Here is a 24,536-nt window from a genome sequence, read left to right on the forward strand (position 1 = left end):
CCTAACCTTTACGCAACTCTTCATATTCAGTCGGTATCATATAGTCTTTGACACGTACTAGTGTATCATAAAAACCGTGTTTATAACCCAGTTCATAAAGTTTATCTATTGCCTGCATCTGAATATTACTTAGGGTGATTGATTCATCGTTTGCATATAGTTCTAGGTATTTATCAAGTGTAGGTGCGTCTATACGTACCAAGTTTCTCTCCAGTAGCATCTGGCTTAGTTTCTCTTTGTGCTTGCGAGCAATATCTACGGCTTTAGTCAGTGTTTTTTCATACTCTATTGCTTTATTTAGAGGAATTGAGCGGCTGATTGCCATTCCGCCAAGCGGAAGCGGCAGTTCATTTCCGGCAAGTTCTTGCCAGATATCCCACATCTCAGCTTCTACTTCTAAAGCATCATCGTAAGTTAAGATGCTCTCATGTATAAGTACACCTGCATCTACATCGCCGTTTAATACAGCTTGTTCAATATCTAAAAAGTTCATATAAGTTATTCTTGCATCAGGATATTTAATGCGAAAAAGCATAGCATTAGTCGTATGCTCACCGCTAAGGGCTACTTTAAAATTTCTTTTTAGTTTTGTGCCTTTTTTCTTTATAATTTTAGGTCCGTAACCCTCTCCAAAACTAACAGCAGTACGAAGCGGTGCATAGTCATCTCTTATATGCGGATAAAGTGCGAAACTTATAGCTACTATTTCATACTCGCCACGAAGTGCTTTTTCGTTTAGTGTTTGAATATCTTCTGCGATATTATCAAAAAAAGTATCTTTCATATCTACCCAGCCAAATTTTATGGCATAGTACATAAAGATATCGTCGGCATCAGGTGAGTGTGCAATTAGTGTTTTTTTCATGGTTTGGATTATATCTACTTTTGATTTAAATAAAGATATATCAGTAAAAAAAACCAGTTTGTAAAATTAAGTTTTCTTATACCATAAATGTTGTAGTATGTTAGATAGTGCTTTGTTTAGTTTTATGAGAGGGGTAAACGATGCGGACAAAAAACGCCAGTTTTTTAGTTTTGTTTCTCAAAGTTATGATTCCCGTTTGTATTGTCATTTTTTCATTTAGTTTTTTTCTTTTACAAAAGGCTACGGCAGAAAAAAAAGAGACTATATATGAGAGTACCTTAATGCTTTCACATATGATCTCAAACGTTGCTAAATTTGATAGAGAGTTTTCGTTAGAAGATGCATTTGAGAGAGATGCACAACAAGCTACTCTTTATCAGATTAAACAGACTTTTGAAAAATTTAACAACATTCAAAAATCTCAATTTGAGTACTACATAGCCGAAAAATCAGATAAAAAAATTAAGTTTATCGCTTGTTCAACGGACAATAAACCAAATGAGATAATACTAAATAAATATAATGTTAAAACCCCTATTATAGAAGTGTTTTCCGGAAAAAACAGTGTAGATATTTTATATAACCATGAGCACAAGAAAGTTTTTGCCGCATATATAAAGATACCGGAGAGCAACTGGGCTTTGGTTGTTGAAGAGTCTTACTCAGAACATATAAAGCCATTTAAAGAAAGTGCCGTATATATGAGCGTAATTATATTATTTATATTATCGATAATATATTTTATATTGAAGTACTACGAACAAAAAAATATGCAGCTGATAAATGAAACCGAGCATAGATACAAAAATCTTTTAGAGAGTACCCATAACTGGATATGGGAAGTTGATACTGAAGGTAAATATACATATGTTTCTAAACAGGTAGAAGAAATTCTAGGTTATAAAGCCCAAGAGATTATCGGTAAATCTCCGTTTGACTTGATGCCAAAAGACGAAGCCCTACGAATCAAAAGAGCTTTTAAAAAAATAATAGAAAATGAACAAGAGATAATCAATATTGAAAATATAAATATACATAAAAACGGGCATGAAGTGGTATTGCTTACAAACGGTACGCCGTTCTTTAACGCAACTGGTCAACTTTTGGGTTATAGGGGAGTTGATAGAGATATAACAGATGAAAAAAACAAGCAAAAAGAGATTGAACATTTAGCATATTATGATCTTTTAACCGGTTTGGCAAACAGAAAAACAATCTCTATCAGAATAGATGAAGAGATAAGTTATACCCAAAGAAATGAAATAGTATCGGCACTAATATATATGGATTTGGACGGTTTTAAATTTATAAATGATTCTTTAGGGCATAATCACGGAGATAAAGTTTTGCAAATAGTAGCTCAGAGACTTAAAGAGTGTATAAGAAAGTTTGATGTAGCCAGTAGAGTCGGAGGCGATGAATTTATTGTATTGGTGCGTGGAAAAGATAAAGATTACAAAAAATGTCAAATTGTTTTAAAAGGGTTGATTCATAGAATTATCAATGCTGTAAATATGCCTATAGATATTGAAAACGGAGTAAACCATATAGGTGTTAGTATCGGAGTCGCTTTTATTCCAAAAGACGGTGATAATGCGAACGATATTATTAAAAGAGCCGACAGTGCAATGTATAAAGCTAAACAGATGGGTAAAAATCGTGCCGTTTTTTACGATAAGTATTTGCAAGAGGAAGCAGATAAACATATTGAGATAAAAAACGAACTGGTGAACGCATTTAATAATGATGAGTTTGTAATATATTATCAAAGTCAACATGATGTTGATACGGCCGAAGTTAGAGGATATGAAGCCTTAATAAGGTGGAAGCATAATACAAAGGGTATTTTGATGCCTTACGAGTTTATGCCTTATGTAGAAAAATTTGGTCTTAGTCTTGAATTAGATAAATATGTATGTGAAAAGATATATGAGCACTTTTATAAGTTAAGACAAGACGACTCAATAAATATATCTATAAATATATCGGCTACGAGTTTTGAAGACCCTGAATTTATAGCATATGTTGAGGAAAAAGTAAAAAACAATGATGTAAGGACTAATCAAGTCACTTTAGAGATTACCGAGGATACTCTAATAAAGAATTTAGATGCTTCTTTTATAAACAGAATAAGAGCACTCGGATTTAGAGTTTCCATCGATGATTTTGGAACAGGTTATTCATCTTTATCTTATTTGACCAAGATAGATTTTGATGAGATAAAGCTTGATATGACTTTTATACATGCTATACAAAACTCAAAAAAAGATGAAGAAATATGTAAACTTATACTCCATATGTGTAACGAACTCGGTGCAAATGTTGTAGCAGAAGGTATAGAAACAAGGGAACAACTTGAGTTTGTTAAAAAAGAGGGGGCTACGATTATTCAAGGTTATTTTTACTCAAAACCTCTACCTTATGAGGAGATATTTAGTTAGTTTATGATAAAATTCGATTTATGAAACTAAGAGTGTTGATATCTTTTCTTTTTGTTGTCGCTACAACTTTCGCGGCTGTACATGAGCTGGAGCATATAGATGTAGAACATCACAGTAGCTCAACGTGTATGGTATGTATAGTTGACCATAATTTAGTATCTGCAGACAACTCTTCAAATATGTTTTTTATAGAGCTGCTATATACAAAAGAGATATCGTCAAATCTAAACAACTTTAGTTTTCATATTAAAAAATACGATAACCATTCTAACGCTCCGCCTTTTATATTCTAAAACACAATAAAAAAACTTTACAAATAACACAAATAAAATATATATATAGGATTATAGAATATGAAAAAAATAATATTATCTACTGCATGTGCAGTTTTAGCATTTGGTATGGATACGATTCCTGCTGAAAAAAGAGAGTTTAGTGCATCTAAATTTGTCCCGGATATATCTTTAATAATAGATGCAGGATATGTTCAAAGAAGTAAAAAAGATGATGAGGTAGCTCATTTAGAACTTGACGGTGTAGCTCATGGTTTACTTGGCTCACACTCTCACGGTGAACATGAACATTCAACTTATAATGCAAGTAACGGATTTAACCTTAATTATGCGGAGTTGGTTTTATCAAGCTCGGTTGATCCGTTCTTTGAGATGAACGGTGTTTTTCATTATTCAGAAGGCGGTGTCGAGATTGAAGAGGCATATATAACTTCAACTGCATTAGATTACGGAGTTCGTGCAAGAGTCGGTAAGTTTAATTCAAATTTTGGATACTTGAATGAACAGCATCATCACTACTGGGATTTTAACGATATGCCGCTTGTATATGAAAGCTTTTTGGGTATGCACGGTATAAATGAAAAAGGTCTTCAGCTTCAATACACAGCTCCAACAGACTTATATTTTATGATTGGTATTGAAGCATTACAGGGTGAAAATGAGCAAATGTTTGGAAACTCTACGATAGGTAATGTTGAAGACCCTATAGCTAAAGGCAGAGACGGTGCTACATTATATGTTGCATATGCCAAAACAGCTTTTGATATTGGTAATACTGCTTTTTTAACAGGTCTCTCTTATGCAGATGGTATCTCAAGAATAGACCATAGTGCAGATGAAGAGCCTCATGTATTCGTTGGTGATTCTACACTATACGGTTTTGATTTTACGGCAAAACATAATTTTGATTCATACAGTTTTTTTAAACTTCAAACAGAAGTGCTTTATAGAGATATGGATGGTGATTTAATTAAATTAGACCAGAATCTAGCCGTTGTAGCTAGACCAAAACTTACAAAAGAACAGGCAGGAGCTTATATTCAAGCTATTTATGCTCCAAACAGGTCTTGGGCAGCCGGTGTAAGATATGATACAATCTTTAAAAACGACGTAGTTGCTAACGGTATTAACAGCAATAAAAAAGAGGGCTTGGATAAATATTCGGTAATGGCTGAGTATAAAACAAGTGAATTTGCAAGATTTCGTTTGCAGTACAACCATAATAATGCTCTTGTTAATGAAGACGGAAAAAGAGTTAACTTGGACAGTCTGATTTTTTCGGCTAATATAGCAATCGGTGCTCACGGAGCGCACGCATTTTAATAAAGGATATTTATGTATAGACTTTTAGTTTTACTACTACTTCCTTTAAGTATGTTTGCTGAACTGAAAATAGCAGTAACATATCCGTATATAGGAGCTTTAGTTAAAGAGATAGCTAAAGATAATGCAAATACTTATGTATTGGCAAAGGGTAATTGGGATCCGCATTTTGTGGTTCCTCGCCCATCTTTAATAGCTAAAGTAAGACGTGCTGAGGGACTTATTATAAACGGTGGTGAGCTTGAGATAGGTTGGCTTCCTCCTTTAATAAGGCGTGCATCTAACTCTAGGATTGCCAAAGGAACTTCCGGGTACCTTGATTTGTCGGTTTATATAGAATTTTTAGAAAAACCGACCAGACTTGATCGTGCCGATGGTGATGTGCATCCGCAAGGGAATCCACATTATCACTTGGATCCAAATAACATACTCATACTTGCAAATGTTATCAGAGAGTTTTTAATCAGTCTAGATGCAGAGAATAAAACGGCTTATGATAAAAACTTTCAAACTTTTAAAAATATGTGGAGTTTGAAAATAAAAGAGTGGGATGAGAAGATGAAAGATAAAAAAGGTATGAAAGTAGTTCAATACCATAATAACCTTGCATATTTTAATAAAGCGTATTCATTAAACAATATTGGTACTATTGAGCCTTTACCCGGTATTCCTCCTAGTTCTCGCCATACCTTAGAACTGATTAATACAATGAAAACTCAGAAGCCTTCGGCTATCTTACACGATGTATATCACTCTACAAAAACAGCTCAGTTTATATCTTCCAAAACAGGAGTTCCTATAGTTATTATGCCCCATGATATAGAATCTTTAGATGAGATTGAAGATTTAGTATCTTTATTTGATTACCTAACGAGTGCGATAAAATGATAGATATTTTACTCACACCTATTGCCTTGTTGATAATCCTCGTGATGCTTCATGCCTATTTTGGGCGTGGCATCTTAGAACGCGGAATTATATTTACAGATTTGGCAATTGCACAGTTTGCTGCACTCGGTTCCTCTATAAGTTTAGGGTATTTTCATGAAGAATATTTTTATATTTTAACACTTTCTTTTGCATTGCTTAGTGCTTTTTTAATAGCATTTGCATCTGTTAGAAAATTAAACTTAGAAGCCTTTATAGGACTTTTATACGTACTTGGTGCAAGTGGTATTATGATGGTACTCGCACACTCTGCCGAAGGGATGGAACACTTTAAATCACTTCTGGCTAGTGATATTTTATTTACAGCCCCAAGCGAACTTTTAAAAAGTAGTATAATATACGCTTTAATAGCTTTGATATTATATAAAGTATATCCTAAAACTAGCGGTTTCCTAAGAGAGCTATTGTTCTTTACACTTTTGGCGGTTACGGTTACTTCATCAGTATCATTAGCAGGGGTACTAGTTGTTTTTGTACTTTTGATAGCACCTGCACTTGTTGCAAAAACATTAAATAAAACTATGTTTTTCTCTTTTGTATTTGGTTGGTTTTTTAGTATAGTCTCCATTCTGATATCTTATTATTATGATTTGCCGACAGGTTATACTATTGTATTTTTAGGTGCTTTAACAAGCTCAATTGTTGTCTTGTTTGTATCAAAGACAAAATAAAATTTTAAAAAAATATGTCAATTTGACATATTTTTACTAAATAACTTTTTTTTCGTATATAATTTTGCCAATATAAATCACAACTCAGGATTCGTTATGGATGAGAATAAACAAAAATCACTAGACTTAGCTATAAAACAGATTGATAAAGCATTTGGAAAAGGTGCACTTATGCGCCTTGGAGATAAAGAGATTGAGCCAATTAAAGCTATAAGCACAGGTTCTATAGGTCTTGATTTAGCTCTAGGTATAGGTGGTATCCCAGAGGGTCGTGTAGTTGAGATATATGGACCGGAGAGTTCAGGTAAAACGACTTTGGCACTTCAAGTAACGGCGGAATGTCAAAAACAAGGCGGGGTATGCGCCTTTATAGATGCAGAACACGCTTTAGATGTAGTATATGCAAAAAATCTCGGTGTAGATATTGACAATCTTTTAGTATCACAACCTGATTATGGTGAGCAAGCTTTAGATATTGTTGAGACCGTGGCAAGAAGCGGTGCAGTTGATTTAATTGTTGTTGATTCGGTTGCAGCACTTACTCCAAAGGTTGAACTTGAAGGTGAGATGAATGACCAACAAGTAGGTGTACAAGCCCGTTTAATGTCAAAAGCTCTTCGTAAACTAACGGGTGTATTAAATAAAATGAACTGTACCGTTATATTTATAAATCAAATTCGTATGAAAATCGGTATGATGGGTTATGGTTCACCGGAAACAACTACAGGTGGAAATGCTTTAAAATTTTATGCATCCGTACGTATAGACGTTCGCCGTATTGCTTCGTTAAAACAAGGTGAGAGTCAAATAGGTAACCGTGTAAAAGCAAAAGTGATTAAAAACAAAGTAGCACCTCCATTTCGTCAAGCAGAATTTGATATTATGTTTGGAGAAGGAATTTCCAAAGAGGGTGAACTTGTTGATTACGGTGTTAAGTTGGACATTATAGACAAATCAGGTGCTTGGTTTAGCTACGGTGCAGATAAACTCGGTCAAGGTCGTGAAAACGTTAAGCAAAAATTTAAAGATGAACCGGAATTGGCAAGAGAGATAGAGGAAAAAATAAAAGAAGCTATGGGAATGAGTTCTTTAATGACAATGGATACATCTGAAATTGCCGAGGCGGATGTATAAAATTTACTCTAAACCAATTTTTAACAACATTTAGGTAAAATTGCGCATTTAAAATGTAAAAAAAGGCAGATATATGTTTATAGATAACATCAGTGCAATTGAAGTTATGGATTCTCGTGGAAATCCGACAGTAAAAGCTACGGTAGAGTTAAGTGATGGTACTCGCGAGAGTGCAGTAGTACCATCTGGAGCAAGTACTGGTAAACGTGAAGCTTTAGAATTACGTGACGGTGGTAATCGTTACATGGGCAAGGGTGTTTTACAGGCAGTTGATAATGTGAACGGTCCTATAGCCGATGCTTTAATCGGTTATTCACCTTTTAACCAGGCAATCGTAGATGCTACGATGAAAGAACTTGACGGAACTGACAACTATGGAAATTTAGGTGCTAACGCAGTTCTTGGTGTATCTATGGCTGTAGCTCGTGCAGCTGCAAAAAGTTTAGGTATTCCACTATATCGCTACTTAGGCGGTGCAAATGCTATGGTTATGCCTACTCCGATGCTAAATATTATTAACGGTGGTTCACACGCGGATAACTCGGTTGATTTTCAAGAATATATGATTATGCCTGTAGGTTTTGAGGATTTTAGCGAAGGTCTTCGTGCATCTGCTGAAGTATATCATAACTTAAAAGCTATTTTAAAAGCTAAAAAGCATAATACTGCACTTGGTGACGAGGGTGGTTTTGCACCTGATTTATCTTCAAACGAAGAGCCGATTCAGATAATTATGGAAGCTATTGAAAAAGCAGGTTATAAAGCTGGTGAACAGATGGCTATTGCTTTAGATGTTGCGGCTAGTGAATTAGTAGTTGATGGTGGTTATAGACTAGAGAGTGAAAACCGTACGGTTTCAAGTGAAGAGTTAGCCGAGTATTATGTAGATTTATGTTCTAAATATCCAATTGTGTCTATTGAAGACGGATTAAGTGAAGATGACTGGGACGGTTGGAAAATTTTAACTGAAAAACTTGGGAATAAAGTTCAACTAGTCGGAGATGATTTATTTGTTACAAACGTTAATATTCTAAATGAAGGAATTAACAAAGGTATTGCAAACTCTATTTTAATCAAACCAAACCAAATCGGCTCGGTTTCTGAAACAATGCTAACTGTTCGTTTAGCGCAAAGAAACGGATACACGACTGTTATGAGTCACCGCTCGGGTGAGAGCGAGGATGCATTTATAGCAGACTTTGCCGTAGCACTTAACTGCGGTCAAATAAAAACAGGTTCTACTGCACGTGGTGAGCGTACGGCAAAATATAATCGTTTACTTGAGATAGAAACTGAAGTAGTGTACGGTGAATATTTGGGTTCAAAAATATTTAACTAAGAAATATTATGCAAAATCAAGAGCTTTTTGAGCAGATAGACAATACTCAAAGTATTACCGAGAAATATCTTGGATTATCTCTTAAAAAGTTTCTTTTTTTACTTTTCATCGTTTTAGTCTTAGGTGTATATATCGGTATACTTTTTTACGGAACTAACTCTTTAGAGGTTTTGTTTGAACTTCAAGACTATGAAAATTTTTTAGAAAACGAAATAGTAAGGTTAAAAACCGAAAATGCTTCTTTGCAAAAGGAGTATTTTGAACTAAAAGAGATTTCTGCTCCGATTAGTGTTAAAGCAAAATAATTTTTTGCTATAATAATTCTCATGATAAAATATATTATATTAACAACCTTATTATTGATTGACTTAAGTGCACGAGAAAACCCTTTTTTCCCTGTAAAAGGTGAAAAAGGTATGCCTACAACTTCGAATATAGATTTATCTGCTCCAACTTTAAAAAGAGCAGCACTTTCTCTACCTTCAAGTGCAAGAAAGATAACAAAGGTTACAGTCAGCTACCAAAACTTAGACGGTTCCATAGCAAACGAATCTATAGATTTAGATAACTCTATAGACTGGCACTTACCCATATTTGTATCTCAAAGTATGGGTGATATAAAAAATGTTAAGCAAGTAAAAGCTTCTAAAGCAAAAAAAGAGAAATACACGCATCTATACAAATCAAAAAATATTCAATTTTTCAAAAAAAACAAAGAGTTAAAGATTGTAACAAAAGATGAAATGATTAGAAGTTTTTTGCTAACAAATCCACATAAAATAGTTTTCGATTTTAAAAAAGACGTCAATTTAAAAAGTGAAACTAAAATATTAAAATCTTCTGTATTCAAAGAGATAAATATAGGTACTCATAGTGGCTATTATAGGGCTGTTATAACTTTAGACGGGCAATATAAATTCAACAAATCCAAAAAAGCTTACGGCTACAGTATATATCTACAATAATAATAGATTATTTGTCTAAAAAATCACACAATATTGTAGTAAATATAAGATTATAATCTGCTATAATTCCACTAATGGAAAAATTGCAAGAGTATTTAAAATCTCACAATGAAAGTGAGATGCACCCATCGGATATAGCACAAATATTAAGACAGCTTAATGATAGTCAATTTGCACAAAGTGTAAAGCTAATACCAAAGAATTTAGTAGGTGATGTAGCCTTAGCATTGCCGGATAGACTTTTTGATGACGTAGTTGAAAACTTGAGTGTAGATGAACTCTCACACGCAGTAACCGAGCTTGAGTCTGATGATCAACTGGAGTTTATGCAAGAACTTGAAGAGGTTAATCAAAATGTAGCCAGCGAAGTTTTTGATACTTTGGATGAAGATGATAAACAAGAAATTACAAAACTCCAGACATACGATGACGGTGAAGCCGGTGCATATATGCAACTTGAGGTGTTTACCGCAACAAAAGATGAGATTGTACATGACGTTATAAAGAGATTTGCAGATTTACGTAAAGCCAATGAGTTGGAAAACGTTCAAAACCTTTTTATAACAAATGAAGAAAATAAGCTTAGATATACAATCGGTTTAGATGATTTGTTGATATTTAATTTTTCCAAAACATTGCGGGACAATATAGAAAATAGCGGTGAAAAATTTGAACCAAAAGTTGCTCGCGATAGAGAAGACATTAAAGATGTTGTACACTATTTTGAGGAATATGACCTTTCCGTAATGCCTGTCGTCAATGATTACGGTGTACTTGTAGGACGTATAACAAGTGATGATATTTACGATATTATAAACGAGCATGCGACTGAACAGATGTATAATCTTGCCGGTGTAGATGATGATGCAGAAGAAAATGAAGAAGTTTTAAGAGCAGGGAAAAAAAGAGCATCTTGGCTTGGCTTAAACTTAATAACTGCTATTTTGGCTTCAGTTGTAATTGGTATGTTTTCTGATACACTTCAGAGTATGGTGGCTTTAGCTATTTTAATGCCTATAGTTGCTTCAATGGGCGGGAATGCCGGAACTCAAACATTAACGGTCGTGGTAAGGCAGTTGGCTCTTGGCGATATATCTCAAAAAGATGCATTTAGAATTATAAAAAAAGAGATTTTAATCTCACTGTTAAATGGTATGATTTTTGCAATTGTAATGGGTATAATAGCTTATATATGGTTTGGCATGTCTAACTTAGGTACGGTAATAGCGCTTAGTATGATTATTAATTTATTTGTGGCAGGTTTATTTGGAGCTGCAGTTCCGCTTTTTTTGAAAAAAATGAGTATAGACCCGGCCATAGGAAGTGCGGTTATATTAACAACCGTTACAGATGTTGTAGGCTTCTTTAGTTTTTTAGGACTTGCAACTTTAATTTTATTATAAATATAAGGATTTTTAAACTTTAATGGATTTACTATTAATATATTTTACTCTAGCAGTAGGCATATCTTTTGTATGTTCGGTTCTTGAAGCTGTATTGTTATCTGTAAATATGTCATATATCTCAGTTTTGGAAAAAGAAAACCCAAAGGTTGGAATGCTCCTTCGTCTGCATAAAACAAATATAAATAAATCAATAGCATCTATTCTTATTTTAAATACAATAGCACATACTATTGGAGCAGCTGCAGTCGGTGCACAAGCTGCAAACCTTTTTGGTAACGATGCGGTTGTAGTAATCTCTGTTATTATGACATTTGCAATATTGTTTTTATCGGAAATTATCCCTAAAACTATCGGAGCTATTTATTGGAAAGAATTAGCTCCGGTATCCGCATACATTATAAGAATTTTTATTTGGATAACTTACCCTATAATAATAAGTACATTATTTATTACCGATAAAATATCAAAAGGTAATGATAGTGCGCATACTATAACGAAAGATGAACTTTTAGAGAGTATGCTTTTAAGTGAAGACGATGGTGTTATAGATGAAAAAGAAAGTGATTTTATAGAGAATATTTTAAAGCTTAACGAAGTTAAAGTAGGCGATATATTAACACCCAGAAGCGTTGTTTTTGCACTTGATGAGACTATGAGTATTAAAGAAGTAATGAAATCGCAACCTGCAATTTTCAAATTCTCACGTATCCCTATTTACAATCAATCTATAGAAGATGTTACAGGTATAGTGTTGACTAAAAAGATTTTTAAACAAGCTCAAATAGATGATAGTGTTACACTAGAGAGTATTAAAAAAGATATATTTTCAATAAATGAGAATATTCCTGTTGCAAAAGCACTTGATATGTTTATTGCTAAAAAAGATCATATGTTTTTGGTTATGGATAATTACGATCAAACAGAAGGTATTGTTACTTTAGAGGATTGTGTTGAGACAATTTTAGGTGTCGAGATTATGGATGAGAGTGATACGACCGAAGATATGCGTCAGCTTGCAAAACTTAAAATGAAGCAAAAAAGAAAAGAAAGAGGTATATAGTTTTATACTATATCCTTCATCTTAACGTTCTGTCCTTTATCTTCAGCTAGTTTATCCAGTAAATCAAAAAATTTATTAGAGTGTTCCTCTGCTTGTCTAAAATTTTCTATGGTTTTATCTATATTATCGGTATTTGACATACATTCGCCATTTAGAATACAATCTAAATTTTTATTGATGAGTTCGTGATACTTTTTATGGTGGATATCCAAATCGTTAAAGTATTTAAAATCAGAAAAATGCTCCTTGCCTATTGAGGAGAACCAGATACCAAAACCGCAAGTGGTATGATCTTTTTTAAGTTCTTGACTTACATTTCCGTTAACAACGGCAGAATATGCATTTGATTTAAATAAAATATGTTGTAATTTGAATGTTGATAAATAAAGTGCAAAATTACTTTTGTTTGACTGATTGCTAGTCGAAGTAAGGTTTTTAGTAAAGTTATCCATCGTGTTTGAGAAGTTTTGCATTGTATCGCTTGTAGAAGCTGCAATTTCACTCATTGAAGTTGCATTTTCACTGATTGAGCCTGATTGTTGTTGTAAATTTTGTATAGTGATACTTATCTCACCTGTAGCTTTTTGAGTGCGTTCGGCAAGTTTTCTAACTTCATCTGCGACAACTGCAAATCCACGACCGTGTTCACCTGCTCTGGCAGCTTCTATGGCAGCGTTTAAAGCTAAGAGGTTTGTTTGTTCCGCTATATCTTTTATAAGCCCAACTACGGTACTGATTTCTACTACATTAGAATCCATCGTATTTATAGCTTCCGTAGTGTCGTTTACCAGTTCACTTAAGGATGATATCTGCTCATTTGTTTTAGATACTGCATCGTATGTCTCAAGTGCGTCATCCGAAGCTTCCGATGTTTTTGTAGTAATATCTGAAAAATCATTTTGTGTTTTGAAAATATCTTTGGTTATCGTGTCCAAATTACCCATCATACCGCCGTTTAAGTTGTTAAACTGAGTAGATAGCTGTCCCATTACTTTATATTTTTCATTTGCCTTCATGGAATTTACGGCTTTTTGTATAGATAAAGCGGTGTCTTTAAATTCACCTTGAAGACCTTCGGGCAGCATACTTCTGTACATATCACCGTTACCTATAGCGGAGATTGTATTTCTTGCTTCTCTGAGTATTATCTCCATTTGATCAAGGGAGTTGTTTATATCCCAGGCAATTTTTTCCATAGGAGTTTCATTTTTGTGAATAACTATACGTGATGATAGTTTCCCGTTTTTAACATCATCAAGAACTTGCGAAATTTTGTTGATTAAATCTGAATTTTCATTATCCTTTCCAAAAGTAAAAAAACTCATATAACAGCTCCCTTTTGAAGATTTATAACCAGCTCTTCGTAGGAAGTGTTTTTTTCATCTAAAAACTTATTCAATAAGTCTTGGGAAGCTTCTATCCCGCCTGTAAGCTCGGCATCTGTTAGAAGTTTATAAATAGGTACAATTGTGTTTATAGCAGATTTAGGAGGTTTTCTTCTAACCGACGTATAACTGAGAATATTACCTTTGCTGTCCGTATCGGCAGTTATATATGTAAATACCCAGTAAAAACTGCCATCAGCACATAAATTTTTTACATAACCGAAAAACTCTTTGTTTTGTTTAATCAAACTCCAAGCTATTTTAAATGCAATACGAGGCATATCCGGATGCCTGATTAGGTTGTGATTAGCACCTATAAGCTGACTAGGCGGATAGCCTGCCATTTTACTAAATATCTCGTTACAATAGACGATTATTCCGGATTTATCCGTTTTAGAAACGATAAAATCATTATCACCTAAATATTTTTCTTGATTGTTTATATCTTTTGGAGCATCTTTTTTAGTTAAAATTCTAGCAGACATGATACACCTTTTATAGGTAGCTTTTTTAAGTATATTATTTACTTATATTAGCTTAAATCGGAGTATAACATAAAAAATTAAAGTTTGTTTTTATACAGTGATTAAAAAATACTCATAAAATGTGTCACAAAGTTACATAAATGGTAAACGCGGAATTTTATTTTTCTTGGATAATTTATAGTAAAGTCCCCATCCTTTTTTAAGCCAGTGACCAACTATAGGCATAGGTAACATCATTGACTTTTTTGAATCTCTGTAAACAAATGCAGCCCCGTCACCCGTATCCATAACACAGAGTATATTTATATGTTCTTGGTAACCCTCGAGATTATTTTGATTATTTTCTATTTGCATAATATTATGAGCGGTATTTCTTGCCATTACTTCTGCTATATGACCTTGTTTTGCACGCCAATCATAGCCTTCCAATGCTGCAACATCCCCGATGGCAAATATATTATCGCTTAGTTCGCCGTTATCTAATTTGGCACGGCAAAAGTTATCTATATTAACAAAACCCGCGTCACTTAATGAAAGTCCCGAATTTTCTAAGAGTGTATTTCCCATACCGGCTGCAATGAACATAGTTAAATCTGAATTTAGTTTGCTGTCATCTTCAAAAATTATACTCTCTGATTCAAAAGATTTTATTTTTTTACCGAAATGTTTGTTTATGTTTAATCTTTTAAAAAACATATCCATCATTTTTAATGATTTTTCACCCATCTTTTTTCCTGGTTCTGACATCGGAGCAAAAAAGGTAAGTTTAAAATTTTCTCTTAACCCTTTTTTCTTTAAATGGTTATGCACATTAAAAATCAACTCAAAAGCAGGACCGCCGCGAACGGCAGACATATCTTTTGGATTCCCGCCAAATCCAAAACATAACTCTCCGCTACCTTTTTCTATAAGTGCATCCAGTCTATCTTTTAAAGCTAGGCTTTGTTTCGGCTCGGCACAGATGGAGAGAGTATTTTCTATCCCGTTTGCAGGAGTTTTAGATGCACCAAGGGCTACTACAAGGTAGTCATAATCACTTTTAGTACCCTCTCTCTCAAGTGTATAGCTGTTTTGTTTTGCATCTACCGCCGTAACTTTATCGACAAGAAGATTAAAACCGTGTATATCCGAGAGTTCTTTTAGATTTAACTTATTATCCTCAAAACTCGCTTCACCGGTCGGTATCCAAATAGAAGTCGGGTATATATAAAGAAAATCCCTATCTGAGATTAATGTTACGTCAAAAGAATACTTTTTTAAATATATAGCAGCCTCTAAACCTGCAAATCCACCGCCTAAAATAGTTACTTTTTTCATCTAATCTCACTTATAAGTTTTAATATTAATTTTTATTCAAATAGATTATAATATTTTTTCTCTGAAATATAAATTATAATATAATACTACTTATGATAAGAAAAAAACTAAATAGATGCACAAACTATGAAATATTGGACTTATTCCAAGGTAAAGAACTTGCAAATACTACAGAATTTGAACTAGAATTTAATAAAGATATTTTTAATACTCTAGGTATAAAAACACTCCTAGACTTAGCACAGATATTTTTTTTAAAGATTGAAAATATATATAACGAAAATGAATCGGTAATCATCTATATGAGAAGATTAGATGCTAAAAACAGTTTTCACAATCAACAAGATTCATCTGAAAAGTACGGTGTTAAAAGTGAATTTTTTAATATAGACAAAACAAAAGAGTTCTCTTTTTTATATTATTATTTAGAGGCTTTAAAGTTTGTAGATATATATAATAAACAAAACATTTTAAACATAGGTGTAAATAAAGGGGATGAGTTTAGTGCTATTAGGGAGTTATTAAGAAAAGATGATTTTTGTAAGAAAAACTTTTTAGGAATTGACTATTCAAAAAGTGCAATAGGGTATGCAAAAAAGCACTTTAGTGATGATAAAAACGTAGAGTTTATATGTGCCGATATCAACAAGTTAGATAATATTAAACTTAGCAGATATGATTTGCTTATATCTATAGGTACACTGCAAAGTTCAAATATAAATTTTAATGCAAAGTTTATGAAGCTTTATCAAAACCATCTGCAAAAAGATGGTGCTGTCGTACTTGGTTTTCCAAACTGTCGATGGATTGACGGTGAAATGGTCTATGGTGCAAAAGCACCTAACTATAGTTTTAATGAGATGGGTCTGGTTTTAAAAGATATCCATTTTTGTAAAAAGTATCTTCAGCAAAAAGGCTACAGAGTAGTTATTACGGGAAAAGATTATCTGTTTTTAAGTGCGAGAAAAATTAAAGCAGATGCTTCTTAATCCAGACGCTCAATACATACAGTCCCCATATATGATGCTTGAATGATTTAGTGTTTGAGCCTTTGATGAACTCTTTAAGTTCACGTTCTTTAAAAAGCTGAGTCTTTTTGTTTACCTCTTGAATAAGCGATATTTTTTTAGACTCTATCAGATACTCCATATATGGATTTGAAAAACCTTTCTTTTTGCGATTAAGTATCTCTTTTGGCAGATGCTTTTTCATTATTTGTTTAAGAAGTGATTTTGTAGTAGTGTCTTGGTATTTTAGCTTTGCATCTATACTAAATACTAAAGATGTAAATTCATGATCTAAAAACGGTGTACGCGACTCTATAGAGTGAGCCATACTGACTCGGTCTAGTTTAGTCAAAAAATGCTCAGCTTGAAAAAGCTGCAGGTCAATATAGCTATACCACTCTGCTTCATCTTTATGCTCGGATGCATTAAATATATCTCTATATGGTTTTATATATTTTAAAGACTGATTATCCTCTATGTTTTGGCGAAGCAGGTTGTTTTTTTGAGTATCGGTAAATTTTTCACCCGATGTACGAAATAAAACACTACCTTCTAAGACTCTTTTATACCACTCCCACTCTCTGTTTTGGTCATAATTGGATTTAAAATATCTTTTTAGCCAGTTTTTGTTTTTAAGATTTTTCATCTGTTCTATATCAAGATAGTTAAAATAGTGTCTGTAACCTAAAAAAAGCTCATCACTTCCCTCTCCGCTTAAAACAACTTTGTACCCGTCTTTTTTTATCTCACGAAACAATAGATGCAAAGGTATTGCTGCTGGGTCGTTTAGAGGCTCATCAAGTGAGTCTAAAATCTCATCGGAGTTGTTTGAATAATCATCTATGGATATCTCAACCCTTTTATTTTTAAGACCTAAAAAATCGGCACTCTCTTTTGCATCTATACCCTCATCATATTTCTCATACTCTTTATATCCTAAAGTATATGTTTGCAAATCATGTTGGTTATGTAAAGCAAAATGGTTTATAGTCGCACTGTCTATCCCGCCTGATAATAAAGATGCCATAGGTGCATCGGAGTGCAGACGGATATTTATGGATTCTTTTAGTTTTGATTCAAGCAGATGCAGGGCTTCATCTTTGTTTGTTATAAGATTTGGTTTTGCATCTAAGATATTAAAATATTTTTTTATAGTAACTTTGTTATCTTTGTATTCTAAACATTCTCCGGCTGCAAGTTTTTTAATACCTTTAAAAAATGTATATGGTGGAGTCGGGGCTGAAAATGAAAGGTAGGAGAGAAAGGCATCGATATCCATCTCGGTTTTACTTAGGTATGGAACGAGTGCTTTTATCTCAGATGCAAAAATAAAACTTTTGTCTTGTAAATAAAATAATGGTTTTTTACCTAAGCGGTCGCGAAAAAGGTATAGAGTGTCTTTATCTTTGATAGCTATTGCAAACATACCTCGAAGTTTATTTACAAAATCAACACCCCAATGTTTATATGCATCCGCTAATACTTCTATTTCGTCTTGAGGTTTAAAACCATAATTATTCAGTTCATTTTGCAATTCTTTATGGTTGTATATCTCGCCGTTAAAAGAGATTAATATCTCGTTTTTGCTTAGCGGTTGTTTTGTTTTATTGTTTTGAATATTTAGCAGTTGATGTGCGAAAAAAAACTCTTCTTTTTCTATGATATTTGTAGCATCAGGTCCGCGATGAGTTAATTTTGAAAGAGATTTTTTTGCTTTATTTGTATCATAAGAGCCTATAATTCCAAATATGGCACACATTATTTATCAAACCTTACGGTTATGTCTGCATCGAGATAACCTTCTAAAAAAGTAACTTTTTTTACATCCAACTCTTTTGCAAAAAGTTCTATCTGTTTTTTTGTTATATAGTTATAAGTTTCACTCTCTTTATCCCCGTGTAATATATTAAACACAAAAGATAACTCGGATGCCAAAAAGCAATTTTTTATAAATAAAAATGTTTCATATTTATTAAGCACGTTCATAGCACCGCTACATATTACAAAATCTGTTCTTGGTAAATCATCTTTTGTAATATCTAAATTTAATATCTTGCATCCAGTATTGTTTGATGCAATTGATACCATATCATTATGACAATCTATACCTATATAGTTTTTTGGAAGAGTTTTATTTTTTTTAAGGTAAAAATAAAAGTCGCCAAACCCGCAACCCGCATCTATAATATTATATTTGTACAACTCTTTGGGAAGAAGTTTAACAATGGTACTAAAGCGAATTTTTTGCGTTGAGGCATTAGCCCAGTTAACACCCTTTGCATTTATGCCGTGTTTTTCAATAGCGGAGGAGTAAAACTTTTCATTATCAATTTTTGGCATTTTAGTTAACTATATGTTTAGTAGTTTTTCATTATACAAGGTATATCTGATTCACCTTTGATCTCTTCAAATTTATTCATCTCTTCATTCATAACACTCTCAAAGTTCTCAATACTTTGATTAAGTTTCTCTTGAGCTTCATCTACAAGCTTTTGTTGTTTTGCTTCTGTTTCTTTAAATTGGTTAAAAATTTCTAAAAAATATTTTTTGTCTTTGGTTAATAAAACAACATCTTCTCTTTTAACCCATTTTCTCTCTGTTTTTCCGTTTTTTTCAAATTCAAAGATAACATTTTCACTGTTTATGGAAGTTATAAACTTATTAACCGCAAAACCTATAAAGTGTTGCAGCGGGACAGAGTGTTGCCTTTTAATTACATAATACATTAATCTTTAAGTTCCTTTTGGATTGAATAGTTGCTTGTTTCTAATATAGCAGGGTCTCTTTCGTTTATGATGCCATCGGGAGTATTTAGCTCTATCTCAATTTCACAAGATAGATACTCTGAAGTTGTGATGGGAGAAAAGTTCGTATCTTCAAAAGCTGCTTTTTTTGCATTTAGAATTATACTCTCTATTAAAGAGATATTTTCACCTTCTATTTGAGCTTTACCTCTGAGTTTATTTTCTAAAAAAATTTTTACGGATGCATCAACAGTTTCTTTTAAGAGGGGAAATTCACTTATCAGTGAACCTTTATCTATTTTTCTTTTTGCTTCTAAAACTTCTTCTATTGAATCACGTGCAAGTTGTAGTAAAACTGAACGAGCCATCAAAATCCTTAAGTATTTTAGATATCTACAAACATTATAGCGTATTTTTTTCTTTATAGTTATTTATAAATTTTATAATAACCATAACACTTATGACTTGAAATAACGATGCCAATATAAAAGCATAATAATGAAGTTTATCTATGGAGTTTGCATGGTATGCCAGTGTAGCCATAGCAATAAGAAGGGTTAAAGGCATAGAATGTGATAGACCCATAAGTATTGAATCAATTGCACCCAACTCTCTTGTAAAAACAAACGAAGCAATTACACGCATCACAATCATAACTACCGCTATAATAAGTGCTTTTGATATTAAACCCTCTATTGTCAAGGCATCTAGGTTAAATGTCGTGCCGATATAGATAAAAAATATAGGTACTAAAAATCCAAAACCAAACGCTTCAAGTTTATGTGGCAGATCTTCTTTATGGGGAAAAAATGTCGGTATAAAGATACCAGCCAAAAATGCCCCAAAGGCTAGCTCAAGTTCCAAGTAAAGCATAGATGCAACAAGTAAAAAGAATATCCCCATTGAGAGGCGGATATCTTGTTCGGCTTTGTCCTCATGAGGCATTAATATTGTTGATATGCTAGGGAACCACCAAGTAAGGATTGCAAAAACCCTAAATAAAACAAACATAAAAAGTAAAAATAGAGTAAGTGCCAAAATAGTTTTAAATAAACCGATACCGATGCCAGACTGCAACCCTGCAGAAGTTATGGTTAAAACGGCAATACTTACAACTTCTCCTATACCACCGCTTGTCATAGATAAATCAAGCCACGGAGTTTTACCATACTCTTTTGAGAGAGTAGCTACAAGTCCTACGGATATAAGTGGTAATAAAACCATAAATATTTTTCCCAGATTTAGATACAAAGATAAAAAAATCGAAAATGCATAGAGTATGATTATGTATATAATAACTTTTTTTACAATATGACTCGGTGTTTTAAAAACATTTGTCAGGTTAATTTCTGTACCTGCAATAAACATAAGGTACAAAAATCCAAACTCTGCTACAAGTTCAAATATATGTTCATCGTGAAGCAGTCCCAGATACGCTAGAAGTGAACCGAAAATAATCTCAATGGGTGTAGTCGGAAGATTAAGTTTTTTAGCAAAAAAAGGGGAGAAAATAATAATTAGCGATATGGTTGTAATAAGTACAATAGTATCACTCATTTTATTTCCTTTATTTTACGTTTTTTGCTACTTCAAGACCTAGTGAATTTAGCATATCCAAATCTTTACTCATTATTCTACCTGAAGTTGTTAAGTAATTACCTATAACTATAGAGTTTGCACCGTATTTAAATATCTCGTTTTGTCTCTTGCCAAACATAAGTTCACGTCCGCCTGCAACCATAATGCGTTCAGCATCAGGTAACATATTACGTGTTAGTTTTATAAGCTCAAACGCTTCATCTATTTTTATAGTACTCGGATTTAATTTTAGTGCTTCATTGTGCATATAAAAATTTATAGGTACACTTGTAGGATTTAAAGACTTTAGAGATTCAAGCATACTTACCCTGTCTTCCCCAGTTTCGCCAAGTCCGAATATACCGCCGCTTATAAGTACAAGTCCTGCTTTGTTTACGTTTTGACAAGTCTCATACCTCTCATCCCATGAGTGTGTTGTACATATCTTAGGATAAAATTCACGAGACGTCTCAAGGTTATGGTTATAAGCTTTTATCCCTGCTTCTTTTAAAATGAGCAATTGTTCGAGAGTAGCCGTTCCGTTACATGCTATTAGCCTAAGTTCTGGAACTTCTTTGGTTAAAATTTTAGCCGTATTGCATACAAATTCCAAGGTTTTATCGTTTAGCCCTTTATCGGCAGTAACAAGACAAAAGCCAAGTGCTCCATTTTCACGTGCTGTTTTTGCTTCTTTTAAAATATCATCTATAGGTTTTTGCTTATAGCGTTCAATATCTGCTTTATATCTTACGCTTTGAGAACAAAATTTACAGTCTTCTTTACATGTACCGCTATTTATATTACAGATTGAACAAAGAAAAATTTTATCTTGCATAGTTTATCACTTTTGGTATAAATTCTTCAGTTTTACTCTCACGTGTGAAGTGAGTAACTATTAAGTTGTGCTCTTTAACATCAAGCATCGCACACTCTGAGATTGGTTTGCTTCTTGCACATACCTCTCCGGGATTTAAAAAAAGCGTATCCCCTTTGTACTCAGAGTGAAAAGTATGTGTATGACCTGATATTACTACGTCTGCATCCGGTGTCATGTAAAACGGCAGATGCATAAGTTTAAATTTTAAATTTGAGAGTTTAAAGTAGTTGGGTTCTTGAACAAGATTGTATTTATTATGATACTCGGCTAAATGTGCATCGTTATTTCCATATACGGCTACATATTTTTTACCACTTTGTTCAAGCAGGTCTAAAACTTCTACTTCAACTATATCACCTGCATGTATAAAAAATTCAGCACCCTCTCTTAGTAAGAATTCTATAACTTTCTTAGCTTTACCCACTTTTGAGTGAGTATCAGAGATAACGCCGATCTTCATTATTTATCTATCTCTTCTTTAGGTGTGCGGGCTTTACACTTTACACATTCATAAACATCTTTATTTCTATATGTTCTCTGGGCTAATACACCCTCACAACCATCTTCGCGACATTTGATTGTAGTTGGCTCAAACTTGGATATAAATTTACATTTAGGGTAGTTCTCACATCCCCAAAAAGGTCCGCGACGGGAGTTTTTAAGACTTAGTTTGCCGCCACAATCCGGACAAGGTGTATCACTAACTTTTTCATCGACTTGGATGCTTTTTGTATTTTTACATTCAGGGTATCCGCTACAAGCTAAAAATTGACCGTTACGACCTGTCTTGATTATCATCTCTTTGCCGCATTTATCGCAGATTTCATCAGAAACTTCCTCTTTTTTCTCTTGCTTATTTCCTTCTTCATCTACTTGTTCGGTATATTTACATTTTGGAAAACCGCTACATGCTATAAAGTTTCCAAATCGTCCACTTCTAAGAAGTAGTTCCTCTCCACATTTAGGACATGAACGTCCAAGTGGTTTTGCAAGCTTTAATGAAACTATATTTTGTTTACCTTCTTCAATCTGTTTCATAAACCTTTTGTAAAAGTCACTTAATAGTTGTTCCCAATCTTCACCGTTTTCAGCTACTTCATCTAGCTTTTCTTCCATACGTGCCGTAAAATTAATATCTACGATATTTGCAAAGTTTTTCTCTAAAGTTTCCGTTACGGTAAATGCCATCTCTGTAGGGATAATCTGCTTTTTCTCGATAGATACATATGTACGCCCGCTAAGTGTAGCGATAGTCGGTGCATAAGTTGAGGGACGACCAACTCCTTCAGATTCTAGCTTTTTAATAAGTGCAGCTTCTGAATAACGTGCAGGAGGTTCGGTAAAGTGTTGAGTGGGTTTTATACTCTGAACTTCGGCATTTTCTCCCTCTTTTAACTGTGGAAGTAGTTTGTCCTTATCTTCAGCACCCGTTAGTGCATAAAAACCATCAAACGTAAGCTTACGTCCGGATGCACGAAACTCCGAATGTTCTCCACTAAATGTGATGCTTTGTTGTTCAAACTCTGCATCATTCATTTGACATGCCATAAAACGCTCATATATCAAACGGTATAGTTTAATCTCATCAGGTTTTAAAAACTTTTGAGCTACTTCGGGTGTAAAGCTTAGTATAGTAGGGCGAATAGCTTCGTGGGCTTCTTGTGCACCTTTTGCTTTTTTAGTATAAACTTTTGGCTCTTTTGGCAGGTATTTATCCCCGAATCTGTTTTTAATAACACCGCGGACCATGCTTACGGCTTCGTGTGCCAAGTTAAGTGAATCTGTACGCATATATGTAATAACACCGCTTGTACCATCAGGTGTTTTAACACCCTCATAAAGCGCCTGAGCTATCATCATGGTTTTTTTAGGGGTAAATCCAAGCTTACTAGATGCACTCTGTTGAAGAGTCGATGTCATAAAAGGCGGAGGAGTTTTAGATTTTCTGTGTTTAGTTTCTATCTTTGATATTTCAAAATTATCCGCTTTTACGCTTTTTTCTATTTTAGAAGCTTCATCTTTATTGGCAATGCTCAGTTTCTCGATTTTATTACCTTCAAAACTCACAAGGTTTGCCTCTATATCTTTTTTAAATATAGTATCCATAGACCAATACTCTTGAGGTACAAAAGCTTTAATCTCGCGTTCACGATCTACCACGAGTTTTAGTGTTGAGCTTTGCACACGTCCGGCAGATAAACCTTTTTGAATTTTTGAAGCTAATAGAGGGGAGAGTTTATAACCGACTATTCTATCTAAAAGACGACGAGTCTGTTGGGCATTTACCATATTCATATCTATATGTCTTGCATTCTCTAACGCCGCTTTTATAGCAGACTTTGTAATCTCATGAAATACTATGCGCGGTAGTTCTGCCGGATCTTTTTTTATAGCATGTGCAATATGCCATCCAATTGCTTCACCTTCACGATCCTCATCGGTTGCGATATATATGTTGTCGGCTTTTTTTGCTAAGTCTTTTATCTCTTTTACCGTTGGAGCATTCTCTTTTGCAACTGAGTACTTTGGAGTTATCTCTCCCGTCTCTTCATCTACGGTGATTCCAAAACGACTTTTTGGTAAATCTCTAATATGACCCTTAGAAGCAATAACTTTATAGTCCTTGCCAAGGAAATTTGTAATAGTCCTAGCTTTAGCAGGAGATTCGACAATAATTAAGTTCAAATGGTATTCCTAT

Annotated in this window: 24 protein-coding genes; 12 read left to right on the plus strand and 12 right to left on the minus strand. The window is 33.7% G+C overall.

Going from position 1 to position 24,536, the window contains the following annotated elements; genetic code table 11:
* Position 1: 1 nt before the first annotated feature.
* Positions 2–865: a menaquinone biosynthesis family protein gene (locus FJR48_RS00670; RefSeq protein WP_152306257.1), complete on the minus strand. Its 864-nt coding sequence runs from the start codon at positions 863–865 to the stop codon at positions 2–4.
* Between the two features lie 140 nt (positions 866–1,005).
* Between FJR48_RS00670 and FJR48_RS00675 the strand changes: the two genes are divergently transcribed.
* From FJR48_RS00675 to FJR48_RS00725, 11 genes are all read left to right on the plus strand, one after another.
* Positions 1,006–3,306, plus strand: a complete 2,301-nt coding sequence (locus FJR48_RS00675; RefSeq protein WP_152306258.1) for a sensor domain-containing protein — start codon at positions 1,006–1,008, stop codon at positions 3,304–3,306.
* 20 nt (positions 3,307–3,326) lie between these two features.
* A complete protein-coding gene (locus FJR48_RS00680; RefSeq protein ID WP_152306259.1) occupies positions 3,327–3,599 on the plus strand; it encodes a hypothetical protein in 273 nt (90 codons plus the stop codon).
* Between the two features lie 60 nt (positions 3,600–3,659).
* Entirely contained in the window at positions 3,660–4,922 is a 1,263-nt protein-coding gene (locus FJR48_RS00685) for a hypothetical protein (RefSeq protein WP_152306260.1), read from the plus strand.
* A 12-nt stretch (positions 4,923–4,934) separates the two neighbouring features.
* On the plus strand, positions 4,935–5,810 hold the full coding sequence (locus FJR48_RS00690) for a metal ABC transporter substrate-binding protein (RefSeq protein WP_152306261.1): 876 nt from the start codon (positions 4,935–4,937) through the stop codon (positions 5,808–5,810).
* On the plus strand, positions 5,807–6,541 hold the full coding sequence (locus tag FJR48_RS00695; protein ID WP_152306262.1) for a metal ABC transporter permease: 735 nt from the start codon (positions 5,807–5,809) through the stop codon (positions 6,539–6,541). Before FJR48_RS00690 ends, FJR48_RS00695 begins: the two co-directional genes overlap by 4 nt.
* A gap of 96 nt (positions 6,542–6,637) precedes the next feature.
* Positions 6,638–7,675 (plus strand): recombinase RecA, encoded by a 1,038-nt coding sequence (recA, locus tag FJR48_RS00700; protein WP_152306263.1) that lies wholly within the window; start codon positions 6,638–6,640, stop codon positions 7,673–7,675.
* A 73-nt stretch (positions 7,676–7,748) separates the two neighbouring features.
* Positions 7,749–9,014, plus strand: coding sequence for a phosphopyruvate hydratase (gene eno / locus FJR48_RS00705; protein ID WP_152306264.1), 1,266 nt, complete (start codon positions 7,749–7,751; stop codon positions 9,012–9,014).
* Between the two features lie 8 nt (positions 9,015–9,022).
* Positions 9,023–9,319, plus strand: coding sequence for a hypothetical protein (locus FJR48_RS00710; RefSeq protein ID WP_152306265.1), 297 nt, complete (start codon positions 9,023–9,025; stop codon positions 9,317–9,319).
* Between the two features lie 21 nt (positions 9,320–9,340).
* Complete coding sequence (locus FJR48_RS00715) at positions 9,341–9,979, plus strand: AMIN domain-containing protein (protein ID WP_152306266.1); 639 nt, start codon at positions 9,341–9,343, stop codon at positions 9,977–9,979.
* A 74-nt stretch (positions 9,980–10,053) separates the two neighbouring features.
* Positions 10,054–11,382 (plus strand): magnesium transporter, encoded by a 1,329-nt coding sequence (gene mgtE / locus FJR48_RS00720; protein WP_152306267.1) that lies wholly within the window; start codon positions 10,054–10,056, stop codon positions 11,380–11,382.
* A 22-nt stretch (positions 11,383–11,404) separates the two neighbouring features.
* Positions 11,405–12,445 (plus strand): CNNM domain-containing protein, encoded by a 1,041-nt coding sequence (locus FJR48_RS00725; protein ID WP_152306268.1) that lies wholly within the window; start codon positions 11,405–11,407, stop codon positions 12,443–12,445.
* Between the two features lie 2 nt (positions 12,446–12,447).
* Here FJR48_RS00725 and FJR48_RS12410 read toward each other — a convergent pair whose 3' ends face one another.
* The 3 genes from FJR48_RS12410 to FJR48_RS00740 form a co-directional block, all read right to left on the minus strand.
* Positions 12,448–13,770, minus strand: coding sequence for a methyl-accepting chemotaxis protein (locus FJR48_RS12410; RefSeq protein ID WP_152306269.1), 1,323 nt, complete (start codon positions 13,768–13,770; stop codon positions 12,448–12,450).
* Positions 13,767–14,315, minus strand: a complete 549-nt coding sequence (locus tag FJR48_RS00735; RefSeq protein WP_188108591.1) for a PAS domain-containing protein — start codon at positions 14,313–14,315, stop codon at positions 13,767–13,769. The genes FJR48_RS12410 and FJR48_RS00735 overlap by 4 nt, the downstream gene beginning before the upstream one ends.
* Positions 14,316–14,447: 132 nt before the next feature.
* Positions 14,448–15,632 (minus strand): NAD(P)/FAD-dependent oxidoreductase, encoded by a 1,185-nt coding sequence (locus tag FJR48_RS00740; protein ID WP_152306270.1) that lies wholly within the window; start codon positions 15,630–15,632, stop codon positions 14,448–14,450.
* Positions 15,633–15,724: 92 nt separating this feature from the next.
* Between FJR48_RS00740 and FJR48_RS00745 the strand changes: the two genes are divergently transcribed.
* The gene (locus FJR48_RS00745) at positions 15,725–16,621 is read left to right on the plus strand and encodes a class I SAM-dependent methyltransferase (RefSeq protein WP_152306271.1); all 897 of its coding nucleotides are present in this window, start codon (positions 15,725–15,727) and stop codon (positions 16,619–16,621) included.
* Here the strand turns inward: FJR48_RS00745 and asnB are convergent.
* Genes asnB through topA form a run of 8 tightly spaced genes read right to left on the minus strand, consistent with a single transcriptional unit; the run spans position 16,602 to position 24,523 of the window.
* Positions 16,602–18,398 (minus strand): asparagine synthase (glutamine-hydrolyzing), encoded by a 1,797-nt coding sequence (gene asnB / locus FJR48_RS00750; RefSeq protein WP_152306272.1) that lies wholly within the window; start codon positions 18,396–18,398, stop codon positions 16,602–16,604. The two genes, FJR48_RS00745 and asnB, sit on opposite strands and share 20 nt — an antisense overlap.
* The gene (locus FJR48_RS00755; protein ID WP_152306273.1) at positions 18,398–18,979 is read right to left on the minus strand and encodes a class I SAM-dependent methyltransferase; all 582 of its coding nucleotides are present in this window, start codon (positions 18,977–18,979) and stop codon (positions 18,398–18,400) included. Before FJR48_RS00755 ends, asnB begins: the two co-directional genes overlap by 1 nt.
* 17 nt (positions 18,980–18,996) lie before the next feature.
* Positions 18,997–19,365 carry a hypothetical protein gene (locus FJR48_RS00760; RefSeq protein ID WP_152306274.1) on the minus strand — a complete coding sequence of 123 codons (369 nt, stop codon included), beginning with the start codon at positions 19,363–19,365 and terminating at the stop codon, positions 18,997–18,999.
* Positions 19,365–19,751 (minus strand): AMMECR1 domain-containing protein, encoded by a 387-nt coding sequence (locus tag FJR48_RS00765; RefSeq protein WP_152306275.1) that lies wholly within the window; start codon positions 19,749–19,751, stop codon positions 19,365–19,367. Before FJR48_RS00765 ends, FJR48_RS00760 begins: the two co-directional genes overlap by 1 nt.
* Before the next feature lie 34 nt (positions 19,752–19,785).
* Positions 19,786–20,940: a cation:proton antiporter gene (locus tag FJR48_RS00770; protein WP_152306276.1), complete on the minus strand. Its 1,155-nt coding sequence runs from the start codon at positions 20,938–20,940 to the stop codon at positions 19,786–19,788.
* A 10-nt stretch (positions 20,941–20,950) separates the two neighbouring features.
* Complete coding sequence (locus FJR48_RS00775) at positions 20,951–21,796, minus strand: biotin synthase (RefSeq protein WP_152306277.1); 846 nt, start codon at positions 21,794–21,796, stop codon at positions 20,951–20,953.
* Positions 21,786–22,298: a metallophosphoesterase family protein gene (locus FJR48_RS00780; protein WP_152306278.1), complete on the minus strand. Its 513-nt coding sequence runs from the start codon at positions 22,296–22,298 to the stop codon at positions 21,786–21,788. The genes FJR48_RS00775 and FJR48_RS00780 overlap by 11 nt, the downstream gene beginning before the upstream one ends.
* Positions 22,298–24,523, minus strand: coding sequence for a type I DNA topoisomerase (topA, locus tag FJR48_RS00785; RefSeq protein WP_152306279.1), 2,226 nt, complete (start codon positions 24,521–24,523; stop codon positions 22,298–22,300). The genes FJR48_RS00780 and topA overlap by 1 nt, the downstream gene beginning before the upstream one ends.
* Positions 24,524–24,536: the final 13 nt, after the last annotated feature.

The organism is Sulfurimonas lithotrophica, from assembly GCF_009258225.1.
Classification (GTDB): Bacteria; Campylobacterota; Campylobacteria; order Campylobacterales; family Sulfurimonadaceae; genus Sulfurimonas; species Sulfurimonas lithotrophica.